Below are 24,379 nucleotides of genomic sequence, written 5' to 3'. Positions count from 1 at the left end.
CCGCGTTTCCCCTGTTTTGAGGTTGATGTGCAGTTAACGAGTTTTACCGATTACGGATTGCGTGCGCTAATCTATATGGCATCGCTGCCAGCCGGGCGAATGACCAGTATCTCCGAGGTTACCGAGGTTTATGGCGTATCCCGTAATCATATGGTCAAAATAATCAATCAGCTTAGTCGTGCAGGCTATGTCGCCGCCGTGCGGGGAAAAAACGGCGGGATCCGGCTGGGGAAACCGGCCGAAACTATTCGTATTGGTGATGTCGTGCGTGAACTGGAGCCGCTGTCGCTGGTGAACTGTAACAGCGCATTTTGCCACATTACCCCAGCCTGTCGTCTGAAGCAGGCGCTTTCACAGGCCGTGCAGAGTTTCCTCAGGGAACTGGATAACCTCACGCTGGCCGATTTGGTTGAAGAAAATCAACCGCTTTATAAATTATTACTGGTGGAGTAACGATTATTACCATCAGCGCTGACAACGGAGGAACCGCTATGTCACAAGATCCTTTCCTGAACCGCGAAGCAGAAAAATACGCGAACCCTATCCCGAGCCGGGAATTTATCCTCGAACATTTAACCAAACGTGAAAAACCGGCCAACCGCGAAGAGCTGGCGGTTGAACTCAATATTGAAGGCGAAGAGCAGACCGAAGCCCTGCGTCGCCGCCTGCGCGCGATGGAGCGCGACGGACAACTGGTCTTTACTCGCCGTCAGTGCTACGCCCTGCCGGAACGTCTCGACCTGCTTAAAGGCGTGGTGATTGGTCATCGCGACGGCTTCGGCTTCCTGCGCGTTGAAGGGCGCAAAGACGATCTCTACCTCTCCAGCGAGCAGATGAAAACCTGCATCCACGGCGATCAGGTCCTGGCGCAGCCGCTGGGTGCTGACCGCAAAGGCCGCCGCGAAGCGCGTATTGTGCGCGTGCTGGTGCCGAAAACCAGCCAGATTGTCGGTCGCTACTTTACCGACGCGGGCGTCGGCTTTGTGGTGCCGGACGACAGCCGCCTGAGCTTCGATATCCTGATCCCGCCGGAAGAGGTGATGGGCGCACGCATGGGCTTCGTGGTGGTGGTCGAACTGACCCAGCGCCCGACCCGTCGCACCAAAGCCGTGGGTAAAATCGTCGAAGTCCTCGGCGATAACATGGGCACCGGTATGGCGGTCGATATGGCGCTGCGTACCCATGAAATCCCGTACATCTGGCCGCAGGCCGTTGAAGAGCAGATCGCTCACCTGAAAGAGCAGGTGCCGGAAGAGGCCAAAGTGGGCCGCGTCGATCTGCGCAACCTGCCGCTGGTGACTATTGATGGCGAAGACGCCCGCGACTTTGACGACGCGGTGTACTGCGAGAAAAAACGCGGCGGCGGCTGGCGTCTGTGGGTGGCGATTGCCGACGTAAGCTATTATGTTCGTCCGCCAACCCCGCTCGATCAGGAAGCGCGTAATCGCGGCACCTCCGTTTACTTCCCGTCGCAGGTCGTCCCGATGCTGCCGGAAGTGCTCTCTAACGGCCTGTGTTCGCTGAACCCGCAGGTTGACCGCCTGTGTATGGTCTGTGAGATGACCATCTCCTCGAAAGGTCGCCTGACCGGATTTAAATTCTACGAAGCGGTGATGAGCTCCCATGCGCGCCTGACTTACACCAAAGTCTGGCATATGTTGCAGGGCGACCAGGATCTGCGTGAGCAGTATGCGCCGCTGGTCAAACACATCGAAGAGTTGCACAACCTCTACAAAGTACTGGATGTCGCTCGCGAAGAGCGCGGTGGGATTTCGTTTGAAAGTGAAGAAGCGAAGTTTATCTTTAACGCCGAACGCCGTATTGAACGTATCGAGCAGACGCAGCGCAATGACGCGCACAAGCTGATCGAAGAGTGCATGATCCTGGCAAACATCTCGGCGGCGCGGTTCGTTGAGAAAGCCAAAGAGCCTGCGCTGTTCCGTATTCACGATAAGCCAACCAACGAGGCGATCACCTCTTTCCGTTCCGTGCTGGCGGAACTGGGGCTGGAACTGCCGGGCGGCAACAAGCCGGAGCCGCGCGATTATGCGGAGCTATTGACGTCAATTGCCGACCGTCCCGATGCAGAAATGCTGCAAACCATGCTGCTGCGCTCGATGAAACAGGCGATTTACGATCCGGAAAACCGTGGTCACTTTGGCCTGGCGTTATCGTCATATGCCCACTTTACCTCGCCAATTCGCCGTTACCCGGACCTGTCGCTGCACCGCGCCATTAAGTATCTGCTGGCGAAAGAGCAGGGCCACGAAGGGAACAGCACCGAGACCGGCGGCTACCACTATTCCATGGAAGAGATGCTGCAACTGGGCCAGCATTGCTCCCTGACCGAGCGCCGCGCCGATGAAGCGACTCGTGACGTCTCTGACTGGCTGAAGTGCGACTTTATGCTGGACCAGGTGGGTAACGTCTTCAAAGGCGTCATTGCCAGCGTCACCGGTTTTGGCTTCTTTGTCCGTCTTAGCGATCTGTTCATCGACGGCCTGGTTCACGTCTCCTCGCTGGATAACGACTACTACCGTTTCGACCAGGTCGGGCAGCGCCTGATTGGTGAATCCGGTGGCCAGACGTACCGTCTTGGCGACCGCGTGGAAGTGCGCGTCGAAGCGGTCAATATGGACGAACGTAAGATCGACTTCTCGCTGATCTCCAGCGAACGTGCGCCGCGTAATGAAGGCAAAACCGCACGCGAAAAAGCCAGAAAAGGCGCACCCGCTAAAAGTTCTGGCAAGCGTCGCCAGGCCGGCAAAAAAGTCAATTTCGAGCCGGACAGCGCGTTCCGTGGTGGGAAGAGTAAAACCAAACCGAAAGCGGAAAACGCAGGCGAAAGCAAAGGCGTGAAGAAGGCGAAAAAACCGTCGGCGAAGACGCAAAAAATCGCGGCGGCCACCAAAGCCAAACGTGCGGCGAAAAAGAAGGTCGCTGAGTAACCTGCTTAATAACCCTCTTCCAGTGAAGAGGGTTAAATCGTGTGCAATACAGGCTAACAGGGGAAACGGCGGGATTGGGTTCCCGGAGGGAGGCCCAACCCGGCGGTCGCCCCGATGACCACGGACGGTTTATCACCCACTTCACTCTCTTCCAGCAAAGCGGATTATTCTTTTTTGATTGAAGCTATTCCATTCCGCCATAAATAATCGCTTACTTCCCGCCGCCTCCGCCCTTATCTCAATTCCGGCAATCGATATTTTTAATTGTTGATTAGCCGCTGAAACCAGATGTGTATAGTGAATCTCACGTTATTCGTTGACCCGATGAAAAAGTGCGGGCGTTAAATAGAATGTGATTTACAAGGAGCTATTATGCATCTGGCCCGATTTCCGCGCCTTTCCCTCGGTCATTTCCCGACACCTTTAGAGCCTCTCGATAATTTAAGCAAATTATTGGGTGGCCCGAAAATATGGATTAAACGCGACGACGCGACTGGCCTTGCCACCGGCGGTAATAAAACCCGCAAACTGGAATTTTTGCTGGCGGATGCGCTGCAAAAAAAAGCCGACATTATTATTACCCAGGGTGCGACGCAATCTAACCACGTGCGCCAGACCATCGCCGGGGCGGCGAAGCTGGGGCTGAAGGCGAAAGTACTGCTGGAAAAACGCGTGACGGACTTTGGTGAGGATTATCAGCGCTCCGGCAACGTCCAGCTGGATCTTTTACTGGGCGGAGACATTGTCGCCCATCTGCCGGGCGGCACCGATATGCAGCAGGCGATGGAAGACTATGCCGCCGAACTGCGCGAGCAGGGGCACAACCCCTATGTCATTCCCGGCGGCGGTTCCAACGCCATCGGCGCACTCGGCTACGCCGCCTGCGCAGAAGAGCTGCTGTACCAATCCTCGCAGCTACGTCTGCGTATCGATCACGTGGTCCATGCGACCGGCAGTACCGGCACACAGGCCGGGCTGGTCGCGGGATTCACCGCCACCAACAGTCATATTCCGGTTCTCGGCATCAGCGTGCGTGCGCCGAAAGCGAAACAGGAAGAGAACGTCTGGAATCTGGCGTCGCGCACCCGCGAATTGTTGGGCGTGCAAGGCGATCTTTCCCGCGAAACGGTAGTGGCGAACAGCGATTACGTTGGCGACGGTTACGGCCTGCCAACCGAAAGCATGCTGGAAGCGCTGCGTCTGCTGGCGCAGCACGAAGGCATCCTGCTCGATCCGGTTTACTCCGGCAAAGGCATGGCGGGCCTGATTGACCTGATCCGCAAAGGCCATTTCCGCAAAGATGACAACGTCGTCTTTATCCATACCGGCGGTTCGGCAGGCCTGTTTGGCTATCGCCAGGTATTTGAACGATGAGTCAGCCGTTTCTGCTCGGCGTGCTGGGCGGCATGGGGCCGCTGGCCACCGTTGACTTTCTGTCTACGCTGCTGGCCGTAACGCCCGCCGCCAGTGACCAGCAGCAGATCCCGACGGTGGTCTGGAACGTGCCGCAAATCGCCGATCGACAGAAAGCGCTGGCAGGCAGCGGCCCATCGCCGTTGCCGCAGCTATTAACCGGAATCGCCAGGCTGAACCAGGCAGGCGCGACCCATATTGTCATCCCCTGCAATACCGCCCATCACTGGTATTCTGCGCTAAGCGACGTCAGCCGCGCGCCGTTGTTGCATATCGTGGAAGCGACTATCGCCGCCGTGGTGGAAGCCAGCCCTGCCTCGCAGCGAATCGGCATCATTGCTACCAAAGGTACGCTGGACGCCGGATGGTTTCAGCGCGGCCTGCAACAGCACGGCATCACGCCGATTGTGCCTGATGACGCTGAGCTGGAGACATGGTTTGTTCCCGGCTGCTATGCGGTCAAACGCGGCGATCTGGCTGAAGGCGGCGCGGCTTTTCTGCATCAGGCGAAAGCACTGTTTGAGCGCGGGGCGGAAAAGCTGATCCTCGCCTGCACTGAAGTGCCCGTGGCGCTACGGGCGGTGAATGCGCCTTTCTTACCGCTGACGTTCGATCCCGCTCAGGCGCTGGCAGAGCGATGTTCGAAAATATGGCAGGACTACCGCACCACTTATTTAACGTAACTGAATACATCTCAAAGGATAAAAAATGAAAAAAAGTCTCTGCTTATTAATTGCAGCGGGTGGATTATGGGCCAGCGCCAGCTTTGCACAAACCCCGCCGGAAGTTCGGGTGGCCTACAGCGGCGGCTCGCAGGTATTAATGCTGGCAAAAGCTGACGGCTCGCTGGATAAAGCGCTAAACAGCAAAGTGAAATGGGTACAATTTGCTTCCGGCGCGGACGCATTAAGTTATTTCGCCAGTAATGCCATTGATATTGCTAATTTCGGCTCCAGTCCGGCAACCGCTGGCATTGTGCGTAAATTGCCGGTGGAAATTATTGGGGTGTCCGGCGTGATTGCCAGTTACGAGCGGTTAATTGGCAAAGACGGCATCAATAATATTAAAGATATCGAAGGTAAACGCGTGGCTTATCCGCCAAATTCCACCGCGCAATATGCGCTGGAAGCGGCGATCAGCGTCAATAAACTCGACCGTAGTAAAATCACCCTGCTGCCGCTGCGTCCGGCGGAAATGGTTGCCGCCTGGAAGCGTGGCGATATTGATGCAGGTTACGTCTGGGCACCCTTTGCTCAGGAGCTGGAAACCTCCGGCGGCCATCAGGTCTTCGCCACCAAAGATCTGCAAAAAGACGGCTACCTGATTTACAACAACTACGTGGTGCGCAAAGCCTTTGCCGAGCAGTATCCGGAAACGGTCAGCGCCTTCCTGCGCGTCCATCAGCAAAAAGTGGACGAATTTAAAAAAGATCCTGAGCGTGCGGCAGCCGTTGTGGCGAAAGAAGTGGGCGCGCCGGTCACCACTGCCGCCAATACGCTGGGTGGGCTGGAGTACCCGACTCTGAGCGAGCAGGGCACCGCAGCCTGGCTGGGCAACGGCACGCAGACTACGGATAGCGGGATTGGCAAAGCGCTGACCAAAACCTCCAGCTTCCTCGCGGGCATCGGTGAAATTCGCAAACGCGATATCCCGGCCAACTGGGACACCGCCATCAACTCGCGTTACATCCGGGAAGCGGCAGCAAAATGAGATTAGGTCAGCATGTCGCTATCAGCGTGGTGTCGGTAGCGATCTTTTTTAGCCTCTGGCAGATAGCCGCGACCCGGCAGTGGGTTGACCCGCTGCTGCTGCCGTCGCTGACGGATATTGGCCTAACCGCTGAAGAACTGCTGGCGGACGGTTACCGTCAGGTACCGTTATGGGAGCACATTGCCGTCAGCCTGGCGCGCGCGCTCAGCGCCTTTGCGGTGGCGATTGTTATCGGCATTCCGCTGGGGCTGCTGATGGGAATGTCCGACGGCCTGTCCGCCGTCCTCAATCCCTTCGTGCAGTTCCTGCGTCCGCTGCCGAAAATCGCGCTGATCCCGCTGGCGGTGGTCTGGCTGGGTATCGGCGAAGCGTCGAAATTCTTCCTGATCTTCATCGCCACTTTCTTAAGCGTAGTGGTGGGTGCCAGCGCGGCGGTAGAACGTATTGGTCGTTCACGAATTCGGGTGGCACAAACGCTGGGCGCGACGCGGCGGCAGATCTTCCTGCGCGTGGTGCTGCCGGATGCGTTGCCGGAATTGTTCACTACCGTCCGGTTGTCGATCGGTATTGGCTGGACGTCATTGATTGCCGCTGAAATGGTCGCCGCCAGTTCCGGGCTGGGCTGGATGGTGATCAACGCCAGCTCTTATCTGCGTACCGATATTGTCATGCTCGGTATTTTGCTGCTCGGCGGTATTGGCTATCTGCTGGATTTATTGCTTCTGGGGCTGCAACGGTTGTTTGTACCCTGGGCGGGGAAAGAGTGATGACGAGTCAAATCGCGCTGGAAAAGGTGTCGCTGACCTTTGCGGCAAAGCCGCAGCCGCTGAACGTGCTGGAGGACGTCTCGCTGACGCTGACGAAAGGGGAATTTGTGGTGTTGCTGGGGCCGTCGGGCTGCGGGAAATCCACCATTCTCAACCTGGTCGCCGGGTTTACGCGCCCGGACAGTGGAAAGGTGCTGGCAGGAGGGAAGCCGGTACAGCGACCGGGGCCGAACCGGGGAATGATTTTCCAGCAGCCGAACCTGTTTCCGTGGCTGTCGGTGCTGGATAACGTCACCTTCGGCCCGCGGCTGGGTCGCTATAACAAAGATGAAGTGAATGCCCTGGCGCTGGACTGGCTGGCGCGCGTGGGACTGAAAGGCTTTGAAAACCATGCGCCGTGGCAGCTCTCCGGTGGCATGAAACAGCGGGTGGCGCTGGCCCGCGCCTGGCTTCCCGGACCGGAAGTGCTGCTGCTGGACGAGCCTTTCGGCGCACTGGATGCGCAAACGCGCCTGATGATGCAGGAGTTGCTGTACAAGGCGTGGCTTGATACCGACACCACGCTGCTGTTCGTCACGCATGACGTGGACGAGGCGCTATACCTCGCCGATCGCATTCTGATCATGTCAGCGCGTCCAGGCAAAATCGTCGAGGAGATTGCCCTGCCGTTTGGGCGCGAGCGCGATATTGAAACCTTTGCGGAGCACCCGCAGTACGGCGAGATCAAACATCACGTCCTGCACCGCGTCCGTCAGGAGGCAAAACGTCATCTGAGTTAATCCGTCAATCAACTGTTATACCTGAGGTGGAAGCAATGAGCACAAGCGAATTACAGGCCCGTCTGGACCAGAGTATTGATCAACACCGCGACGACTATATTGCGATTTCGAAAGATATCCATGCGCATCCGGAAACCGGGAATAACGAATATTACGCCAACGAGGTATTAACGGCGCTATTAAGGAAACACGGATTCACCGTCACCTCCAACGTCGCCGGGCACGAAACCGCTTTTTATGCTGTAAAAGAGAGTGCGAAACCGGGGCCGACCATCGCCTATCTGGCGGAGTATGACGCGCTGATCGACATCGGTCACGCCTGTGGTCATAACATTATCGGCGTTACCAGCATTGCTGCGGCGATTGCGCTGAGTGAGACGCTGGATCAGACCGGCGGCAAGGTAGTGGTGCTCGGCACGCCTGCCGAAGAGGGCGGGCTGCGCGGCAAGGGCGGTATTAACGGTAACGTCAAAGCGCGCTTTGTGGAGCATGGTTTTCTGGAGGATGTTGATGTGGCGCTGATGGTCCATCCGTCCGGAAAAACGCGGCTCACCGGCCCGTCGCTTGCCAATAACCACCTCTATTTTCATTTCTACGGCAAGCCCTCACACGCGGGCAGTTCGCCGCACAAAGGCGTTAACGCGCTGGATGCGCTGGTGCTGCTGTACAACGGCATTAGCGTGCTGCGCCAGCAACTTCCTGACGGTGTGCGGGTTCACGGCATTATCACTAACGGCGGACAGGCACCGAACGTGATCCCGGAATATGCCTCAGGACATTTTTACATTCGTGCCGCCACCCGCGAGCAGGTTATTGAACTGGAACCACGTATTCGCGCCATTGCCGAAGGTGCCGCGCTGGCGACCGGCACCACGGTAAAAATCGAACATCAGGTTGGCCCGCGCGATTTTCGTATTAACCATGCGCTTAACGCGGTGCTGCTGGACGAGTTCACCGCTGCCGGGGAGCACGTCGATCTGAAGGAGAAAGAGGGGCTGGGGTCGACCGACGCGGGCGATATCAGCCATGCGGTGCCGACCGGCCATCCTTACATCAAAATCGGTCCTGACGATTTGATTGGTCATACCGTGGCGTTTCGCGAGGCGGCCAACTCCGCCAAAGGCTATGAAGCGCTGATTACCGGCGCGCAGGTGCTGGCGCGAACCGGACTGCGTCTGCTGACCGAGCCTGCGCTATTGCAGGATGTGAAAGACGAATTTGCCGGACGTAAGACGGCAACGCAGGCTGCATAACCCCTGACCGGAGCACAATGATAATGAAAATGCTGTTTTCTGCCGCCGCGCTGATGCTGGCGGCGGCTTTACCCTGGGAAACCGCGCAGGCGGCAAATGTAGATCGCAATGCGACGCTGAATATCGCCTATGGCAACCGTCCCGGCACGCTGGACCCGTATCTCACCACCAATAATGCGACCTCGGATGTGGATCGGCATATTTTCGAAACCCTGTTCACCATCAATGCCAAATTTGAACCGGTGCCGGAGCTGGTGCAGAGCTACACCCTGAGTGACGATCGTAAAACCTATACTTTCGTGCTGCGCGACGGCATTCACTTCCACGACGGGCAGTTATTGACCGCAGACGACGTGGTGGCTTCCATGAATCGTTGGCTGGCGACCTCAACGCAGGGGAAAGCCAACTTGCCCGGCGTACAGTTTGTTAAAGTGGATGACAAAACGGTGAGTCTGACGCTGCCCGCCCCGTCGTTAATCACCCTGAACGTGCTGGCAGATGTGAAAAACATCGCTGCGATTATGCCGAAACGCATTATCGACGCGGCGAACAGCAGCAAGAAACCGGTAACGGAACTGATCGGCACCGGCCCTTATAAGCTGGCGGAGTTTAAGCAGGGCGATTACCTGCACCTGACCCGCTTTGACCAGTATGTCTCGCGCAGCGAACCGGCGAGCGGGCTTGCCGGACAGAAAAAAGCAGACGTTAAGGATATCTGGTTCCGCTATATCACCGACGAATCTACCCGTCTGGCGGGGGCGATGACCGGCGAATACGATCTCGTTTTTCAGTTGCCGAAAGACAACATTGAAACGCTGCAAAGCGCGCCGGATATTTCGCTCTTCCAGCCGCAGAGTGGCGGATCGCTGATCACCTATCTGTTCAATAAGCATCAGGGGCCATTCGCCAACGTTAAACTGCGTCAGGCGTTTAACCTCGCACTGGATGTGCATCAGACGCTGCTGGCGGGCTACAGCGATCCGCGCTTCTTCAAAGAAGATCCGTCGCTGGGCTTCCCTGATCAGGTGGACTGGTATAGCGAAGCGGGCAAGCCGTACTGGAATCAGCACAAGCTGGACGAGGCGCGCAAGCTGGTGCAGGAATCGGGCTACAAGGGCGAAGAGGTGGTGATTATCGCCACCAAAGAGTATGCCGAACTGTATAACCTGGCGATTGTTGCCCAACAGGTGCTGAAGCAGATTGGCGTCAAGTCGCGCCTCGACGTTTACGACTGGCCGACCGTGCTGCAACGCCGGCAGGACCCGAAAAACTTCGATCTCTGCGCGCTGGAGTTCTCCATGCGTCAGGTGCTGCATCAGTATCCGTTCCTCGACTCGCGCGCGAAATTCCCCGGTCTGAGCAACAGTCCGGAAATCGATGCCACCCTGGATGCCATCAAACAAGCTCCGTCGCTGAAAGAGGCGAAAGGGCTGGTGGATCAGCTTAACGTCCAGCTCTGGCAGTATCTGCCGGTGATTGTGCTGGGACGCACCGCCCCGGACGTCGTGGCAATTAAAAGCAACGTGAAGGGGTATCAGGATCTGATTGGTCCGGTACTGTGGAACGTTAGCGTCAGCAAGCCCTGACCGGAGCACACGATGAAAGGGTTCCTTTTTCACCGTCTGCTGGCGCTGCTGCCGGTGCTTTTTGTGGTCTCGGTAGTCGTTTTTTGCCTGGTGCATCTGGCACCGGGCGATCCGGTCATGGTGATCCTCGGCAACGATGCCAGCCCCGGCGATATTGCCGCGCTGCGTCAGCAGATGGGGCTGGATAAACCCATCATGGTGCAGTTTCTTCACTGGTTCGGCGCGGTGCTGCGGGGCGACCTCGGCCACTCGCTGTTTCTGGATACCAGCGTGATGGGATTATTTTTGCAGCATCTCACGCCAACCCTGGCACTGGCGCTTTACGCACAGCTTATTGCCCTGACGCTGGGGCTGACAGGCGGCGTGGTCAGCGCCTGGCAGCACGGCAGATTAACGGACAGAGTAATTCGCGCGCTGGCGACGCTCGGCATGTCGGTGCCGGGCTTCCTGCTGGGACTGTTTTTGATTTTTGGCTTCGCGGTACAGCTGCGCTGGTTTCCGGTGGTTGGCTATCGCTCCACCAATGACGATCTGTTGCTCAACCTCTGGTATCTCACGTTGCCTGCCATCGCACTGGGTTTTCGCATCGCCGCGCTGATCGCCCGGATGACGCGGGCGGTGATGCTGGATGTATTGCAGGAAAATTTTATTAATACCGCCCGTGCGAAAGGTGTCCCTGAACGGCTGGTGCTGTTGCGCCATACGCTGAAGAATGCGCTGATCCCGATCTTAACTATCTGCGGTGAGTCGTTCGCCGGGCTGGTCACCGGCACTATCGTTATCGAAAGCGTGTTTGGCATCCCCGGCGTTGGATCGCTGATTGTCGATTCGATCGAGCGGCGTGACGTCACCGTGATTCAGGGTGTGGTGCTGATGATTACCGTTTGCTATGTGCTGATTAATCTGGCGGTGGATCTGCTGAGTTATTTCGCCGATCCACGCCTGTCCGTTGAGGGGGAGGAACAGTGATGTCCTCACGTAATCATACGCTGTGGATCTGGCCGATCCTGCTGGCGGCAATTGTTATCCTGTCGTTTTTTGCCAGCGCGATAAGCTCATGGGACCCCTACGATATCGATCCGCTGAGCCGTCTGAAACCGCCGGATGCTACCCACTGGTTCGGCACCGATAATTTTGGTCGCGACCTCTTTGTGCGCGTGGCGCTGGCGGTGCGGGTTTCGCTCTCCGTTGGCGCGGCGGTGGCAGTTATTTCCGGCGTGGTGGGCATGGCTATTGGCCTGCTCTGCGCCTGGTATCGTCCGGTCGATCGCATTTTAATGCGGGTGTGTGACGGGTTGTTTGCCTTTCCTTCACTGCTGCTGGCGATCGCCATCGTCGGCGTGCTGGGGCCGAAAATCTCCAACGTGGTGCTGGCGCTGTCGCTGGTCTATGTGCCCTGCATCGCCAGGGTGATCCGCGGCGCGGCAATGGTGATCAAAGAGAAAAATTTTATTGAGGCGCTGCGGGCGCAGGGCGCATCGGCTTCGCGCATTATCTGGCTTCACCTGCTGCCGAATGTCATTTCACCGTTTATCGTCCAGGTGAGCTGGGTGTTCTCGGTGGCAATACTTACCGAGGCGGCGCTAAGCTTCCTCGGCTCCGGCGTGCCTGCGCCGATGCCAAGTCTGGGCAATCTGTTGCTGGAAGGGAAAGCGGTTATTTTCACCGCGTGGTGGATGACCTTTTTCCCCGGCATCGCCATTGTGCTGCTGATCCTGGCGCTCAATATCATCGGCGACGATCTGCGCGACAGCGCCGATCCGGGGCTAAAACCATTGCCACGCCGCATACTGCGCCGCTTAAAACGAGGAGAACAGCATGGCTGAGACGCTGCTCCAGGTTGAAGATTTACGGGTCAATTTCGCTACCCGGCACGGCGTAGTCGCGCCAGTGCGTGGGGTCTCATTTCAGGTGAATGCCCATGAAACGCTGGGTATTATCGGCGAATCCGGCTGCGGCAAAAGCGTCACCGCGCAGGCGCTGATGGGGCTGCTATCGCCGCGTACCAGTCGTGTCGATGGCGCGATTACCCTGGCGGGGCGACCGCTGCATTCACTGTCATTAAAAGCACGCAGACGACTGAGCGGGCAGGAGATGGCGATGATCTTCCAGGACCCGCTCTCCAGCCTGAATCCGGTGCTGACCATTGGTTTTCAGATCGATGAAAGCCTGCGGCTGCATACCGCGCTTAATCGCGCAGAGCGACGGGAGAAGATCCTCGCCCTGTTACAGCAGGTTGGCATAAACGATCCTGAACGCTGCGCCAGCGCCTGGCCGCATGAACTTTCTGGCGGGATGCGTCAGCGGGTGATGATCGCTATAGCGATCGCCAGCTCGCCCGCGTTATTGATCGCCGATGAACCAACGACGGCGCTGGATGCGACGATCCAGGCGCAAATTCTCGATCTGCTGGATGAGATCAAACGGCAAACCGGGATGGGGATCGTCTTTATCACCCACGATCTCAGCGTTGTTGCCCGGCTATGTCAGCGAGTCGTGGTGCTGTATGCCGGAGAAGTGGTTGAAGAAACCGATGTGCTGACGCTGTTTGCTAATCCACGGCATCCTTACACCCGTGCGCTGCTCGCCGCGCGTCCTTCGGCGGACAGCCAGCCGAAAACCGCGCTGCGGGAAATCCCCGGCCAGGTGCCCTCGCTGCATAAGCCGCCGTCAGGCTGCGCTTTTGCCGACCGCTGTCCGCTGGCGCAGCCGCGTTGCCGGGCGCAGGGTCCGGCGTTACGGCCATTCGATACCCCCGCTCATCAGGTACGCTGCTGGCGGGCCGATGAAACCGGAGCATTACTGTCATGAATACACCGCTATTAACCGTGCGCAATCTGTCAAAAACTTTTCAGCGCCGTGGACAGAAGGTGCTGGCGGTGGATGACGTCAGCTTTAGCCTCCAGCCGGGGGAAACCTGGGCGCTGGTGGGCGAGTCCGGCAGCGGGAAAAGCACGACCGGACGGCTGTTGCTTGGCCTGACGCCAGCTTCCGGCGGCGAGGTGATATTTGAAGGCGTCTCGCTGCTCTCGCAGCGCGCCGCGCAATGGCGCAGCGTGCGCAAAGATATGCAGATGATTTTTCAGGACCCGCTTTCCTCGCTCGATCCTAAACGGACCGTCGGCTACAGCCTGGAAGAGCCGCTGATTATCCACGGCATCAAAAACCGTCAGCGGGCGGTGGCGGAAATGTTGACGCAGGTCGGGCTGAATGCGGAGGATGCCAGGCGCTATCCGCATGAATTCTCCGGCGGCCAGCGGCAGCGTATCGGCATTGCACGGGCGCTGATCCTCAAGCCGAAGCTTATTGTTTGTGACGAACCGGTCTCCGCGCTCGATGTATCAATACAATCGCAGATCCTCAACTTACTGATGGCGTTGCAGCGGGAGTACGGACTGGCCTACCTGTTTATTTCTCACGATCTGAACGTGGTGCGCCACATCGCCGATCGCGTCGGCGTCATGCATCGCGGTAAAATCGTCGAGCAGGGCGACAGTGAGCAGATTTTCGCTCGTCCCACCCATCCCTATACACGTTATTTGCTCGATGCGATCCTGCCCGCGCATCCGCCGGGAATGGATGCCGCCCGCCTCGCCGTCAACGGTTAACACCCGGAGGGAGTCGACCTGCGGGCGATGTCGGTTATAATGGGCGAGTAATCACCCGATAACCCGGCGCAACCCGCCTAAAATGAGTACCTTTGATGAGTGAAATGATTTACGGCATCCACGCGGTGCAGGCACTGCTGGAGCGCGCACCGGAGCGTTTTCAGGACGTTTTTATTCTGAAAGGACGTGAAGATAAACGTCTGCTGCCGCTTATTCACGCGCTGGAAGCCCAGGGCGTAGTGATCCAACTGGCGAACCGTCAGTATCTGGATGAGAAAAGCGAAGGTGCGGTGCATCAGGGGATCATTGCGCGCGTGAAGCCGGGCCGTCAGTATCAGGAGAACGATCTGCCGGATCTGATCGCCTCGCTCGATCAGCCTTTCTTTTTGATCCTCGACGGCGTTACCGATCCGCACAATCTCGGAGCCTGCCTGCGCAGCGCCGATGCGGCGGGCGTTCACGCGGTGATCGTTCCGCGCGATCGCTCGGCCCAGCTTAACGCCACGGCGAAAAAAGTGGCCTGCGGTGCGGCAGAGAATGTGCCGTTGATCCGCGTGACCAACCTGGCGCGTACCATGCGTCTGTTGCAGGAAGAGAATATCTGGATCGTCGGCACCGCGGGCGAAGCAGACCATACGCTTTATCAAAGTAAAATGACCGGCCCGATGGCGCTGGTGATGGGCGCGGAAGGCGAAGGTATGCGCCGTTTGACCCGCGAGCATTGCGATGAGTTAATCAGCATCCCGATGGCGGGCAGCGTTTCATCGCTCAACGTATCGGTTGCAACCGGCATTTGCCTGTTCGAAGCGGTACGTCAGCGCGGTTAATGGCGGGGCGCTGGCGGGCGGTAACCTGCCCGGTGGCGCTGCGCTTACCGGGCCTACGATCGGGCTCCTGTTCTGCTCCCCGTACGCCGATTTACACGCACAAATCTTTCGCCCGTAGGCCGGGTAAGACGAAGCCGCCACCCGGCAGGTTTGCGCGTATGACGCTCCCGCGCAGCGCAACGGCTAACCACACCGTCATCCTTTTTCTGTGACCTTTCTCCCACGCCCGTCCTCCCTGGCTGTCCATAATTATCTCCATTATGTCTGAAGGAGGAGGATGTTATGTCCTGGCAAACGCATACCGTTTTTAATCAACCAGTTCCCCTTAATAACAGCAACTTATTCCTCTCCGATGCGGCGCTCCGTGAAGCCGTGGTGCGGGAGGGTGCTGGATGGGACTGCGACCTTCTTGCCAGCCTTGGCCAGCAGCTCGGTACTGCTGAATCGCTGGAGCTGGGACGTCTGGCGAACCATAACCCGCCGGAGCTATTGCGCTATGATCAGACCGGTGCGCGGCTGGATGACGTGCGTTTTCATCCGGCGTGGCATATCCTGATGCAGGGGCTGTGCGCCAATCGCACGCACAATTTGCCGTGGCAGCCCGAGGCGCGCAGCGGATCGTTCGTGGCGCGGTCAGCGCGATTTATGCTGCATGCGCAGGTGGAAGCGGGGACGCTGTGCCCCGTTACCATGACCTTCGCCGCCACGCCGTTGTTGCTACAAACCCTGCCACCGCTCTTTAAGGAGTGGTTATCGCCGCTGCTCAGCGATCGCTACGATCCGCACGTGCTGCCAGGCAGCCAGAAGCGCGGGCTGCTTATCGGCATGGGCATGACCGAAAAACAGGGCGGTTCCGATGTGCTCAGCAATACCACGCGAGCCGAGCCGCTGGATGACGGTTCCTGGCGGCTGGTGGGGCATAAATGGTTTTTCTCGGTGCCGCAAAGCGACGCACATCTGGTGCTGGCGCAGGCGAAAGGCGGCCTTTCCTGCTTTTTTGTCCCGCGTTTTCTCCCGGACGGCCAGCGTAACGCCATCCGCCTTGAGCGCCTGAAAGACAAACTTGGCAACCGCTCTAACGCCAGTAGCGAAGCGGAGTTTCTGGACGCCGCGGGCTGGTTGATTGGTGAAGAGGGCGAGGGCGTGCGGCAGATCCTGAAAATGGGTGGCCTGACGCGGTTTGACTGCGCGCTGGCAAGCCACGGCATGATGCGGCGCGCGCTCTCGGTAGCGCTGTATCACGCGCATCAGCGGCAGGCATTTGGTAAGAGTTTGATCGACCAGCCGATCATGCGTCAGGTACTGAGCCGGATGGCGCTACAGCTTGAAGGTCAGACTGCAATGATGTTTCGTCTGGCGCGCGCCTGGGACCATCGGCATAGCGCAGAAGAAACGCTGTGGGCGCGGCTGTTTACGCCGGCGGCCAAGTTTACAATCTGCAAAGCGGGGATCCCGTTTGTCGCGGAAGCGATGGAGGTGCTAGGTGGCGTCGGCTACTGCGAGGAGAGCGAATTACCCCGACTCTACCGCGAAATGCCGGTCAACAGCATCTGGGAAGGTTCCGGGAATATTATGTGCCTGGACGTCCTGCGCGTGCTGGCAAAACAGCCGGGCGCGATGGATCTGCTGGATGAGGAGTACGCGGCGGTAAAAGGGCAGGATCGGCATTTCGACCGCGCCTGGCGGCAGCTTCAGCAGCGGTTACGCAGGCCGCTGGAGGCGCAGGGGCGAGAAATCACGCAGCAGTTATCTTTACTGGCAACGGGAGCGCAGCTTCTGCAATATGCCTCGCCGCCGTTAGCGCAGGCGTGGTGCCAGATGATGCTGGACACCCGCGGTAGCGCCCTGCTTAGCGAACAGGTGCAGGACGACGTACTGCTGCGAGCGACGGGCGGCACGATTTAACGCCGGAGCAGGGCATCGAATTGCGCCTGGCTGCCCTGAAACACGTTCAGATCGACAACGGTATTAATGCCCTGAACATGGCCGCGATTAGCATACTGCCAGAAGGTCCATTGCCGGTCGTAAGGCAGCGACGGCTGTCGCCAGATATCGCGTATCCATAGCGGATGCGCCAGGAAATCCTGCTGCAAATAGTCGTCATAAAATTCGCGCGTCGCGTAGAGGATCGCTTTCTGCTGATAGACCTGCTCCAGTTTAGCGGTCATGACGCGTAGCGCGGCGCTGACCTGCTCGCGATCCTGCGGCGTGCAGTTTGCGCCATATTCAAGGTCGATCACGGGCGGCAGCGCGTTTTTAGCCACAGGAACCGTGGCAATAAAATTTTGCGCCTGCTGTTCGCCGGAGGTACAGAGGGAGAAAAAGTGATAAGCGCCGGTTACCAGACCGCTGGCGCGGGCGTTTTGCCAGTTTTGCTGAAAGGTGGGGTCGCGAAACGAGCTGCCTTCAGTCGCTTTAATAAAAACAAACTGAATCTCGCGCGGATTTATTTGTGCCCAGTCAATAAGGTTCTGATGATGCGAAACATCAATGCCCTGAACGGGCCACTGCTGGCGAGAGGGATAATTAAAACGCAGCCAGCCTTCGTAGAAAGCCGTTTTGATAAGCCATCCGCAGGCGATAAATAATAAAAGCGCTGCCAGCCCGCGTCCATAGCGGTTCATAAACTCTCACATCCATTGTGTTATTTTGCTTTTTATACTCTGTCATTCCTCAGGCGTAAAGAATCGCCTGCACGCGCCAGTTGTCCGGATTCTGCTCTTCATACATCTGGACAATGCGATACCATGATGCGCCCTGCTCGTCTGCTTTACGCGCGACCACGCGTTCGACATCCTGCGGGTTGCCGGTAATATTATTGACCGAAATCAGGCCAATTTCGTTGAGGCCGGTAACGCAATCCGCACTGGCAAATTCAGCCGACTGCGCCGACGCGCCCGCAAATTTCAATGAGGGCAAAGCAAACGTTCTTTTCATTCTTCGCTCCTTTTCACTACCCCAACGTTTAGCGATGCGCTCCGTCGCGGGTGTTTATCCTGTTATCCAGTGTGAACATCATTTTGCACAGGAATTCGTGAATGGACGCAAAGCAGTGTAAATATCAATAAAGAGTCATAACCCCTTATTTACGATAAAGAATTGCCTGCGAATACCACTGGGCCGGGAAGATAGTGTCATCGACCATAATAATCACGTAGTAATCCGCTTTGGCGGCAACCGCTTTAGCTCTTATCGCATCTTCTGCATCCATTGGCGAACCATAAATCATTACGCTAACCGTACCCATCCGCTGCAATCCTTGCGTCTGGTTACGCTGGATCTCCTGGGGAGAATCGGTCACCGGTGGCGGCGCTTTGGGAGTTCCTTCCAGCACGCTACAACCGCTCAACAACGTAATCAGTATTAACGGAGCAATACGGCGCATAATTTTCATAACTCTTCTCCTGATAGCCCTAGTGTAGTGGGAATTGCCCTTGCATTTAGGGGAATGTTCCCAATTTGTTACCCCTGCCGCTATTTTCGAATGAAAATAGTTGAAAAATGTAAGCCACTTCTCAACATTCTGGCGCAGGCGTTTGTTTCTGCGCCTTGCTTATCAGGCGGGTGCATGGCATACCAGCATAAAAGAGGAGTAAATCTATGATTGAACTCGACGTGCGCACGCTGGCCGATATTGAAATATTACATACTTTTCCTGCGGGTAAAGGAGATCAGCCTTTGCCCTGTATTGTGTTTTATCACGGCTTTACGTCGTCGAAACTGGTTTATAGCTATTTTGCCGTGGCGCTGGCGCAGGCCGGATTCCGGGTGGTAATGCCGGATGCCAGTGAACACGGGGCGCGTTATCACGGGGATGAGCAGGGGAGAATGACTCATTTCTGGCAAATTTTGCAGCAAAACTTCCATGAATTCAGCGCGCTTCGCGAAGCAATAGTGCAACAGGGCTGGGTCGACGGGCAGCGGCTGGCGGTGGCGGGCGCGTCAATGGGCGGGATGACGGCGCTGGGACTGATGACACAGCATCCGGATATTGCGTGCGTTGCCAGCCTGATGGGGTCTGGTTATTTTACCCAACTCTCCTGCACGCTGTTTCCGCCGCAGGAAGCCGATTTTGCAGCGCAGCAGGACACGCTGGCCCGCTGGGACGTGACGCAGCAACTGGCCACGCTTGCCGACCGGCCTTTGCTGCTCTGGCACGGCGATGCAGACGATGTTGTCCCGCCGATAGAAACGCGGCGTTTACAGCAGGCGCTGGTGGACGCCGGGCTGGATCAACATCTGACCTGTCAGTGGCAGGCCGGCGTGCGTCACCGGATCACGCCGGAAGCGCTGTCCTGTACGGTCGATTTTTTCCGGCGTCATCTTTAAACGCGGGTTACTTTGACGCCCTGAGCTTCCAGCTTTTTGAGGATCTCCGGGTCGGCATTTTTACCGGTGATCACCTGGTCAATTTGCGCGGCCTGGCTGAACAGCATCCCCGCGCGTTCACCCACTTTGCTGCTATCCACCACCACCACCAGTTTGCCCACCACGTTAAGCATCTTCTGCTCGGCCATCGCGGTCAGCATATCGGTCTTATACAGCCCTTCAGCCGTCAGACCTTTACCGCTGGTAAACATCCAGTGCCCGGCATACAGACTGTTTTCATTATCCTGCGGGCTGAGCGTAATCGAGTGGCTCTTATTGTACTGGCCGCCCATGATAATGACGCTCTCATGCTCCTGATCGATAAGATAGTTAGCCAGCGGCAGATAGTTGGTAATGATCTGCACCGGTTTACCGCACATTTCGTGCCCGAGCAAAAAGGCCGTCGACCCGCAGTTAATCACCACGCTTTCGCCAGGGTTCACCAGTTGCGCTGCCGCTCTGGCGATACGCACTTTTTCGTCGTGATTCTGCGCCTGGTGAATGTTTCTTGGCGACCAGCGTGGCCGCTGTTGGCTAATGGCTTCGGCACCGTTACGGACTTTTTTTAATTTGCCGCTCTCGTCGAGCTTGTTGATATCCCGCCGCGCGGTTGCCGGAGAGATCCCAAGCCGGGCGATGACCTGTTCTACCGTTACGAAGCCAGACTGCGCCAACTGATCCAGTAAAATTTGATGTCTTTGCGCTTCCGTCATGAGCTATTCCGATTAAAAATGATGGGTAAAGATAATATTTGAAATAGCCTGAAATTGCTAAGCATAAGTTGAGATGGAGATTTATAAAGACGCTGCACCCGGCAGCGTCTTTGCGGACCCTTTACAGGAATGATTTGAACGGTAAATCAGGCTCAATAGTAAAGCAGTCATCGAAGCCGCGCGGATAGTGATACTCAAAGTTGTCCTTATCCAGCGGCCAGGTAAATTTGCCGCCCACCTGCCAGATAAACGGTTTAAAGCCGTATTTCAGACGATCTTTTTTCATCTCCCACAGCACGCGCAGCTCCTGCGGATCGGCCTGGAAGTTTGACCAGATATCATGGTGGAACGGAATGACCACTTTGGCGTTCAGCGCTTCCGCCATACGCAACATATCGACGCTGGTCATTTTGTCGGTAATACCGCGCGGGTTCTCGCCGTAAGAGCCGAGCGCGACGTCGATCTGATGCTCGTTGCCGTGCTTCGCGTAGTAGTTGGAGTAGTGGGAATCCCCGCTATGGTACAGCGAGCCGCCCGACGTCTTGAACAGGTAGTTTACCGCGCGCTGATCCATGCCATCTGGCAGCACGCCCGCTGCGCTTTGATCGGCTGGCAGGGTGATTAACGCCGTGCGATCGAATGCATCAAGCGCATGGATCTCGGTATCTTTGATTTTCACCACGTCGCCGGGTTTCATCACAATGCAGCGCGCTTTCGGCACGCCCCAGCCGATCCACAGATCCACACATGTTTGCGGTCCAATGAACGGCACGTCATCCGCGCAGTTCTGCATCACAGCCGCCGCGACGTTCACATCAATGTGATCGTTATGATCGTGGGTGGACAGTACCGCGTCGATCTGGCGGATAGCGAATGGATCGAGCACGAACGGGGTGGTGCGCAGGTTCGGCTGAAGCTTCTGGACGCCCGCCATACGCTGCATCTGATGGCCTTTTTTCATCAGCGGATTGCCGTGACTCTGTTTGCCGGTGCCGCACCAGAAGTCGACGCAGATATTCGCGCCGCCTTCAGACTTCAGCCAGATACCGGTACAACCCAGCCACCACATAGCAAAGGTCCCCGGCGCAACCTGCTCCTGTTCAATTTCTTCGTTCAGCCAGCAGCCCCATTCCGGGAAGGTGCTGAGGATCCATGATTCACGGGTAATGGTTGTCACTTTACTCATTGTACCGCTCCTGTTTTCATATTAAATCATAATGTGATTAGTTTTGATTTATAATGACATCGTTAGATCACCTTTGCAATGCAAAAATTTCTCATGGCGGCGCATTTTTGCCGTGAAAGCACATTGTTAAAAGGATGTTTCATCTGTGGATTGATTTTATTTTATTGTTTAATTTATTGATTTTATTGCAATTTAAAATTGTCATCTATAAATCTTACAAAGAGAAAGGAAATAAAGTGCGGGATGCGTCACAAATAATCAAAGACAATCTTTTTGTGATTACTTTTGATTGTTAGAGTGGCTGCACATTATGCACCACGTCGACAACGCGTTGTGCCCGCACTTTTGGAGAGCGTTATGGAGATCCTCTACAACATCTTTACCGTCTTCTTTAATCAGGTGATGACCAATGCGCCGCTATTACTGGGTATTGTCACTTGCCTGGGTTACATCCTGCTGCGCAAAAGCGTCAGCGTGATTATTAAAGGCACCATCAAAACGATTATCGGTTTTATGCTGTTGCAGGCGGGGTCCGGCATCCTGACCAGCACTTTCAAGCCCGTTGTCGAGAAGATGTCTAAGGTTTACGGCATTAACGGTGCGATTTCTGATACCTACGCTTCAATGATGGCAACCATCGAACGCATGGGCGATGCCTATAGCTGGGTGGGGTATGCGGTGCTGCTGGCTCTGGCGCTGAATATTGGCTACGTGCTGTTGCGCCGGATCACTGGCATCCGCACCATCATGCTGACCGGGCACATCATGTTCCAGCAGGCCGGGCTGATTGCGGTGTTCTTCTATATTGCTGGCTACTCCATGTGGACCACCATCATCTGCACCGCGGTGCTGGTGTCGCTGTACTGGGGCATCACCTCCAATATGATGTACAAACCGACCCAGGACGTGACTGACGGCTGCGGTTTCTCCATCGGCCACCAGCAGCAGTTCGCCTCGTGGATTGCGTATAAAGTGGCTCCGTATCTGGGCAAAAAAGAGGAGAGCGTTGAGGATCTTAAGCTGCCTGGCTGGCTGAACATCTTTCACGACAACATTGTCTCTACTGCCATTGTGATGACAATTTTCTTCGGCGCAATTCTGCTCTCCTTTGGGATCGACGTTGTTCAGGCGATGGCGGGTAAAACCCACTGGACTATCTACATCCTGCAAACCGGTTTCTCCTTTGCGGTGGCGATATTCATCATCACCCAGGGCGTGCGTATGTTCGTCGCCGAACTGTCAGAAGCATTTAATGGTATTTCTCAGCGCCTGATCCCCGGCGCGGTGCTGGCGATTGATTGCGCCGCGATTTATAGCTTTGCGCCAAACGCGGTGGTGTGGGGCTTTATGTGGGGCACCATCGGCCAGCTGATTGCCGTGGGTATTCTGGTCGGCTGCGGTTCCTCAATCCTGATTATTCCCGGCTTTATCCCGATGTTCTTCTCTAACGCCACCATCGGTGTGTTCGCTAACCACTTTGGCGGCTGGCGCGCGGCACTCAAGATTTGCCTTGTCATGGGCATGATTGAAATCTTCGGCTGCGTGTGGGCAGTAAAACTGACCGGCATGAGCGCCTGGATGGGCATGGCGGACTGGTCGATTCTGGCACCGCCGATGATGCAGGGCTTCGCCTCTGTTGGCATCGTATTTATGGCCGTCATTATTGCGATTGCGCTGGCTTATATGGTCTTCGCAGGGCGCGAACTGCGCGCTGAAGAAGACGCTGAAAAACAACTGGCAGAAACCTCTGCTCAATAAGGAGTTTGATTATGACCGTACGTATCCTGGCTGTGTGTGGTAACGGGCAAGGCAGTTCTATGATCATGAAAATGAAGGTGGACCAGTTTCTGACCCAGTCGAAAATTGACCATACCGTCAACAGCTGCGCCGTCGGCGAATACAAAAGCGAATTGAACGGCGCGGACATCATCATCGCCTCCACGCATATCGCCGGGGAAATTACCGTCACGGGTAATAAATATGTGGTGGGGGTACGCAATATGCTGTCGCCTGCGGATTTCGGCCCGAAACTGCTGGAAGTGATCAAAGAGCATTTCCCGCAGGACGTGAAGTAAGGACGCGCCATGAAATTACGTGATTCGCTGGCAGAAAATAATTCCATCCTTCTCCAGGCCGAGGCCAGTACCTGGCAGGAGGCGGTGAAGCTCAGTGTCGATCTGCTGGTGAAGGCAGATGTGGTTGAGCCGCGTTATTACCAGGCCATTCTTGACGGCGTAGCGCAGCACGGCCCGTATTTCGTCATCGCGCCGGGGCTGGCCATGCCGCACGGCCGACCGGAGGAGGGCGTCAAAAAAACCGGCTTTGCGCTGGTGACGCTGAAAAAACCGCTGGTGTTTAACCACGAAGACAACGACCCGGTCGATATCCTGATCACCATGGCGGCGGTAGATGCCAACACGCATCAGGAGGTGGGGATTATGCAAATCGTTAATCTCTTTGAAGACGAAGCCAACTTCGACCGTTTACGCGCCTGCCGCACCGCGCAGGACGTCCTTGATTTAATCGACCGCACTAATGCGGTAACCGCTTAAGAGGGAATTGAAATGTCACTACCTATGTTGCAGGTTGCGCTGGATAACCAGACCATGTCTTCCGCCTATGAAACGACCCGCCTGATTGCGGAAGAGGTGGATATCATCGAAGTCGGCACCATTCTTTGCGTCGGTGAAGGTGTGCGCGCCGTTCGCGATCTGAAGGCGCTCTATCCGCATAAAATCGTGCTGGCGGATGCCAAAATCGCCGACGCGGGCAAGATCCTCTCCCGGATGTGTTTTGAAGCTAACGCCGACTGGGTAACGGTAATTTGCTGTGCCGATATCAATACCGCCAAAGGGGCGCTGGACGTGGCGAAAGAGTTCAACGGCGACGTGCAAATCGAACTGACCGGCTACTGGACCTGGGAACAGGCGCAGCAATGGCGCGACGCGGGCATTCAGCAGGTGGTCTATCATCGCAGCCGCGACGCGCAGGCCGCAGGCGTGGCGTGGGGCGAGGCGGATATCACCGCCATTAAACGTCTCTCTGAGATGGGCTTCAAAGTGACCGTTACCGGTGGCCTGGCGCTGGAAGATCTGCCGCTGTTTAAAGGCATCCCGATCCATGTCTTTATCGCCGGTCGCAGCATCCGCGACGCCGCCGATCCGGTAGAAGCGGCACGTCAGTTCAAACGTTCCATCGCCCAGCTATGGGGTTAAGGAGCG

At 56.6% G+C, this 24,379-nt stretch carries 26 protein-coding genes; 20 read left to right on the top strand and 6 right to left on the bottom strand.

Features of this window, described 5'->3' with window-relative positions; genetic code table 11:
* Positions 1-27: 27 nt before the first annotated feature.
* The 14 genes from nsrR (at position 28) to rlmB (ending at position 14,891) form a co-directional block, all read left to right on the top strand.
* The gene (nsrR, locus tag INT84_RS13170) at positions 28-453 is read left to right on the top strand and encodes a nitric oxide-sensing transcriptional repressor NsrR (protein ID WP_194207150.1); all 426 of its coding nucleotides are present in this window, start codon (positions 28-30) and stop codon (positions 451-453) included.
* Positions 454-491: 38 nt separating this feature from the next.
* Positions 492-2,948 (top strand): ribonuclease R, encoded by a 2,457-nt coding sequence (gene rnr / locus INT84_RS13165; protein WP_194207149.1) that lies wholly within the window; start codon positions 492-494, stop codon positions 2,946-2,948.
* A gap of 372 nt (positions 2,949-3,320) precedes the next feature.
* On the top strand, positions 3,321-4,322 hold the full coding sequence (locus INT84_RS13160; protein WP_194207148.1) for a D-cysteine desulfhydrase: 1,002 nt from the start codon (positions 3,321-3,323) through the stop codon (positions 4,320-4,322).
* Positions 4,319-5,044 carry an aspartate/glutamate racemase family protein gene (locus tag INT84_RS13155; protein ID WP_194207147.1) on the top strand — a complete coding sequence of 242 codons (726 nt, stop codon included), beginning with the start codon at positions 4,319-4,321 and terminating at the stop codon, positions 5,042-5,044. The genes INT84_RS13160 and INT84_RS13155 overlap by 4 nt, the downstream gene beginning before the upstream one ends.
* Before the next feature lie 25 nt (positions 5,045-5,069).
* On the top strand, positions 5,070-6,071 hold the full coding sequence (locus INT84_RS13150) for a glycine betaine ABC transporter substrate-binding protein (RefSeq protein ID WP_194207146.1): 1,002 nt from the start codon (positions 5,070-5,072) through the stop codon (positions 6,069-6,071).
* Positions 6,068-6,838 (top strand): ABC transporter permease, encoded by a 771-nt coding sequence (locus INT84_RS13145; protein ID WP_103678521.1) that lies wholly within the window; start codon positions 6,068-6,070, stop codon positions 6,836-6,838. Before INT84_RS13150 ends, INT84_RS13145 begins: the two co-directional genes overlap by 4 nt.
* Entirely contained in the window at positions 6,838-7,617 is a 780-nt protein-coding gene (locus INT84_RS13140) for an ABC transporter ATP-binding protein (RefSeq protein WP_194207145.1), read from the top strand. The genes INT84_RS13145 and INT84_RS13140 overlap by 1 nt, the downstream gene beginning before the upstream one ends.
* 35 nt (positions 7,618-7,652) lie before the next feature.
* Complete coding sequence (locus INT84_RS13135; RefSeq protein WP_194207144.1) at positions 7,653-8,870, top strand: M20 family metallopeptidase; 1,218 nt, start codon at positions 7,653-7,655, stop codon at positions 8,868-8,870.
* Positions 8,871-8,893: 23 nt separating this feature from the next.
* Positions 8,894-10,456, top strand: coding sequence for an ABC transporter substrate-binding protein (locus INT84_RS13130; protein WP_194207143.1), 1,563 nt, complete (start codon positions 8,894-8,896; stop codon positions 10,454-10,456).
* A gap of 12 nt (positions 10,457-10,468) precedes the next feature.
* Positions 10,469-11,425 (top strand): ABC transporter permease, encoded by a 957-nt coding sequence (locus tag INT84_RS13125; RefSeq protein WP_194207142.1) that lies wholly within the window; start codon positions 10,469-10,471, stop codon positions 11,423-11,425.
* Positions 11,425-12,282 (top strand): ABC transporter permease, encoded by an 858-nt coding sequence (locus INT84_RS13120; protein ID WP_194207141.1) that lies wholly within the window; start codon positions 11,425-11,427, stop codon positions 12,280-12,282. Before INT84_RS13125 ends, INT84_RS13120 begins: the two co-directional genes overlap by 1 nt.
* Positions 12,275-13,267, top strand: coding sequence for an ABC transporter ATP-binding protein (locus INT84_RS13115; protein ID WP_194207140.1), 993 nt, complete (start codon positions 12,275-12,277; stop codon positions 13,265-13,267). Before INT84_RS13120 ends, INT84_RS13115 begins: the two co-directional genes overlap by 8 nt.
* Entirely contained in the window at positions 13,264-14,064 is an 801-nt protein-coding gene (locus INT84_RS13110) for an ABC transporter ATP-binding protein (protein ID WP_194207139.1), read from the top strand. The genes INT84_RS13115 and INT84_RS13110 overlap by 4 nt, the downstream gene beginning before the upstream one ends.
* A gap of 95 nt (positions 14,065-14,159) precedes the next feature.
* Complete coding sequence (gene rlmB / locus INT84_RS13105; RefSeq protein ID WP_194207138.1) at positions 14,160-14,891, top strand: 23S rRNA (guanosine(2251)-2'-O)-methyltransferase RlmB; 732 nt, start codon at positions 14,160-14,162, stop codon at positions 14,889-14,891.
* 91 nt (positions 14,892-14,982) lie between these two features.
* Here the strand turns inward: rlmB and INT84_RS13100 are convergent, their stop codons facing one another.
* The gene (locus INT84_RS13100; protein ID WP_194207137.1) at positions 14,983-15,138 is read right to left on the bottom strand and encodes a hypothetical protein; all 156 of its coding nucleotides are present in this window, start codon (positions 15,136-15,138) and stop codon (positions 14,983-14,985) included.
* A gap of 35 nt (positions 15,139-15,173) precedes the next feature.
* Between INT84_RS13100 and INT84_RS13095 the strand changes: the two genes are divergently transcribed.
* Positions 15,174-16,796 carry an isovaleryl-CoA dehydrogenase gene (locus INT84_RS13095; protein WP_194207136.1) on the top strand — a complete coding sequence of 541 codons (1,623 nt, stop codon included), beginning with the start codon at positions 15,174-15,176 and terminating at the stop codon, positions 16,794-16,796.
* On the opposite strand, the gene INT84_RS13090 is transcribed toward INT84_RS13095, so the two are convergent.
* The 3 genes from INT84_RS13090 to bsmA all read right to left on the bottom strand — a co-directional run bounded on the left by INT84_RS13090 (position 16,793) and on the right by bsmA (position 18,285).
* Positions 16,793-17,515, bottom strand: coding sequence for a GH25 family lysozyme (locus INT84_RS13090; protein WP_194207135.1), 723 nt, complete (start codon positions 17,513-17,515; stop codon positions 16,793-16,795). The two genes, INT84_RS13095 and INT84_RS13090, sit on opposite strands and share 4 nt — an antisense overlap.
* Positions 17,516-17,564: 49 nt before the next feature.
* Complete coding sequence (gene yjfN / locus INT84_RS13085) at positions 17,565-17,828, bottom strand: DUF1471 family protease activator YjfN (RefSeq protein WP_176919268.1); 264 nt, start codon at positions 17,826-17,828, stop codon at positions 17,565-17,567.
* 145 nt (positions 17,829-17,973) lie between these two features.
* Positions 17,974-18,285, bottom strand: a complete 312-nt coding sequence (bsmA, locus tag INT84_RS13080) for a biofilm peroxide resistance protein BsmA (RefSeq protein WP_176919269.1) — start codon at positions 18,283-18,285, stop codon at positions 17,974-17,976.
* A gap of 206 nt (positions 18,286-18,491) precedes the next feature.
* Between bsmA and yjfP the strand changes: the two genes are divergently transcribed.
* Positions 18,492-19,220 (top strand): esterase, encoded by a 729-nt coding sequence (yjfP, locus tag INT84_RS13075; RefSeq protein WP_194207134.1) that lies wholly within the window; start codon positions 18,492-18,494, stop codon positions 19,218-19,220.
* On the opposite strand, the gene ulaR is transcribed toward yjfP, so the two are convergent.
* On the bottom strand, positions 19,217-19,972 hold the full coding sequence (gene ulaR / locus INT84_RS13070) for an HTH-type transcriptional regulator UlaR (protein WP_176919271.1): 756 nt from the start codon (positions 19,970-19,972) through the stop codon (positions 19,217-19,219). The two genes, yjfP and ulaR, sit on opposite strands and share 4 nt — an antisense overlap.
* Before the next feature lie 121 nt (positions 19,973-20,093).
* Positions 20,094-21,158: an L-ascorbate 6-phosphate lactonase gene (gene ulaG, locus INT84_RS13065; RefSeq protein ID WP_194207133.1), complete on the bottom strand. Its 1,065-nt coding sequence runs from the start codon at positions 21,156-21,158 to the stop codon at positions 20,094-20,096.
* Between the two features lie 357 nt (positions 21,159-21,515).
* On the opposite strand from ulaG, the gene ulaA reads away from it, so the two are divergent.
* Genes ulaA through ulaD form a run of 4 tightly spaced genes read left to right on the top strand, consistent with a single transcriptional unit; the run spans position 21,516 to position 24,373 of the window.
* Positions 21,516-22,916, top strand: a complete 1,401-nt coding sequence (gene ulaA / locus INT84_RS13060) for a PTS ascorbate transporter subunit IIC (RefSeq protein ID WP_194207132.1) — start codon at positions 21,516-21,518, stop codon at positions 22,914-22,916.
* Positions 22,917-22,927: 11 nt separating this feature from the next.
* Positions 22,928-23,233, top strand: coding sequence for a PTS ascorbate transporter subunit IIB (gene ulaB / locus INT84_RS13055; RefSeq protein WP_176919274.1), 306 nt, complete (start codon positions 22,928-22,930; stop codon positions 23,231-23,233).
* 9 nt (positions 23,234-23,242) lie between these two features.
* The gene (ulaC, locus tag INT84_RS13050) at positions 23,243-23,710 is read left to right on the top strand and encodes a PTS ascorbate transporter subunit IIA (RefSeq protein ID WP_176919275.1); all 468 of its coding nucleotides are present in this window, start codon (positions 23,243-23,245) and stop codon (positions 23,708-23,710) included.
* A 12-nt stretch (positions 23,711-23,722) separates the two neighbouring features.
* The gene (gene ulaD / locus INT84_RS13045) at positions 23,723-24,373 is read left to right on the top strand and encodes a 3-keto-L-gulonate-6-phosphate decarboxylase UlaD (RefSeq protein ID WP_176919276.1); all 651 of its coding nucleotides are present in this window, start codon (positions 23,723-23,725) and stop codon (positions 24,371-24,373) included.
* Positions 24,374-24,379: the final 6 nt, after the last annotated feature.

It is taken from the genome of Superficieibacter sp. 1612_C1, assembly GCF_015234305.1.
In the GTDB taxonomy this organism is placed as follows: Bacteria; Pseudomonadota; Gammaproteobacteria; order Enterobacterales; family Enterobacteriaceae; genus Superficieibacter.
The sequence above is the reverse complement of the archived record's forward strand: the minus strand, read 5'-3'. Positions and strand labels throughout refer to the sequence as shown.

Bases quoted from the DNA above. Each gene is read 5' to 3' on its own strand.
- ulaC (WP_176919275.1), top strand. From the start codon at position 23,243: ATGAAATTACGTGATTCGCTGGCAGAAAATAATTCCATCCTTCTCCAG.
- INT84_RS13160 (WP_194207148.1), top strand. From the start codon at position 3,321: ATGCATCTGGCCCGATTTCCGCGCCTTTCCCTCGGTCATTTCCCGACA.
- rlmB (WP_194207138.1), top strand. From the start codon at position 14,160: ATGAGTGAAATGATTTACGGCATCCACGCGGTGCAGGCACTGCTGGAG.
- INT84_RS13090 (WP_194207135.1), bottom strand. From the start codon at position 17,515: ATGAACCGCTATGGACGCGGGCTGGCAGCGCTTTTATTATTTATCGCC.
- INT84_RS13130 (WP_194207143.1), top strand. From the start codon at position 8,894: ATGAAAATGCTGTTTTCTGCCGCCGCGCTGATGCTGGCGGCGGCTTTA.
- INT84_RS13155 (WP_194207147.1), top strand. From the start codon at position 4,319: ATGAGTCAGCCGTTTCTGCTCGGCGTGCTGGGCGGCATGGGGCCGCTG.
- bsmA (WP_176919269.1), bottom strand. From the start codon at position 18,285: ATGAAAATTATGCGCCGTATTGCTCCGTTAATACTGATTACGTTGTTG.
- INT84_RS13095 (WP_194207136.1), top strand. From the start codon at position 15,174: ATGTCCTGGCAAACGCATACCGTTTTTAATCAACCAGTTCCCCTTAAT.
- yjfP (WP_194207134.1), top strand. From the start codon at position 18,492: ATGATTGAACTCGACGTGCGCACGCTGGCCGATATTGAAATATTACAT.
- INT84_RS13140 (WP_194207145.1), top strand. From the start codon at position 6,838: ATGACGAGTCAAATCGCGCTGGAAAAGGTGTCGCTGACCTTTGCGGCA.
- rnr (WP_194207149.1), top strand. From the start codon at position 492: ATGTCACAAGATCCTTTCCTGAACCGCGAAGCAGAAAAATACGCGAAC.
- ulaB (WP_176919274.1), top strand. From the start codon at position 22,928: ATGACCGTACGTATCCTGGCTGTGTGTGGTAACGGGCAAGGCAGTTCT.
- INT84_RS13125 (WP_194207142.1), top strand. From the start codon at position 10,469: ATGAAAGGGTTCCTTTTTCACCGTCTGCTGGCGCTGCTGCCGGTGCTT.
- INT84_RS13110 (WP_194207139.1), top strand. From the start codon at position 13,264: ATGAATACACCGCTATTAACCGTGCGCAATCTGTCAAAAACTTTTCAG.
- INT84_RS13120 (WP_194207141.1), top strand. From the start codon at position 11,425: ATGTCCTCACGTAATCATACGCTGTGGATCTGGCCGATCCTGCTGGCG.
- ulaR (WP_176919271.1), bottom strand. From the start codon at position 19,972: ATGACGGAAGCGCAAAGACATCAAATTTTACTGGATCAGTTGGCGCAG.
- ulaG (WP_194207133.1), bottom strand. From the start codon at position 21,158: ATGAGTAAAGTGACAACCATTACCCGTGAATCATGGATCCTCAGCACC.
- INT84_RS13115 (WP_194207140.1), top strand. From the start codon at position 12,275: ATGGCTGAGACGCTGCTCCAGGTTGAAGATTTACGGGTCAATTTCGCT.
- ulaD (WP_176919276.1), top strand. From the start codon at position 23,723: ATGTCACTACCTATGTTGCAGGTTGCGCTGGATAACCAGACCATGTCT.
- INT84_RS13150 (WP_194207146.1), top strand. From the start codon at position 5,070: ATGAAAAAAAGTCTCTGCTTATTAATTGCAGCGGGTGGATTATGGGCC.
- INT84_RS13100 (WP_194207137.1), bottom strand. From the start codon at position 15,138: ATGGACAGCCAGGGAGGACGGGCGTGGGAGAAAGGTCACAGAAAAAGG.
- INT84_RS13145 (WP_103678521.1), top strand. From the start codon at position 6,068: ATGAGATTAGGTCAGCATGTCGCTATCAGCGTGGTGTCGGTAGCGATC.
- yjfN (WP_176919268.1), bottom strand. From the start codon at position 17,828: ATGAAAAGAACGTTTGCTTTGCCCTCATTGAAATTTGCGGGCGCGTCG.
- INT84_RS13135 (WP_194207144.1), top strand. From the start codon at position 7,653: ATGAGCACAAGCGAATTACAGGCCCGTCTGGACCAGAGTATTGATCAA.
- ulaA (WP_194207132.1), top strand. From the start codon at position 21,516: ATGGAGATCCTCTACAACATCTTTACCGTCTTCTTTAATCAGGTGATG.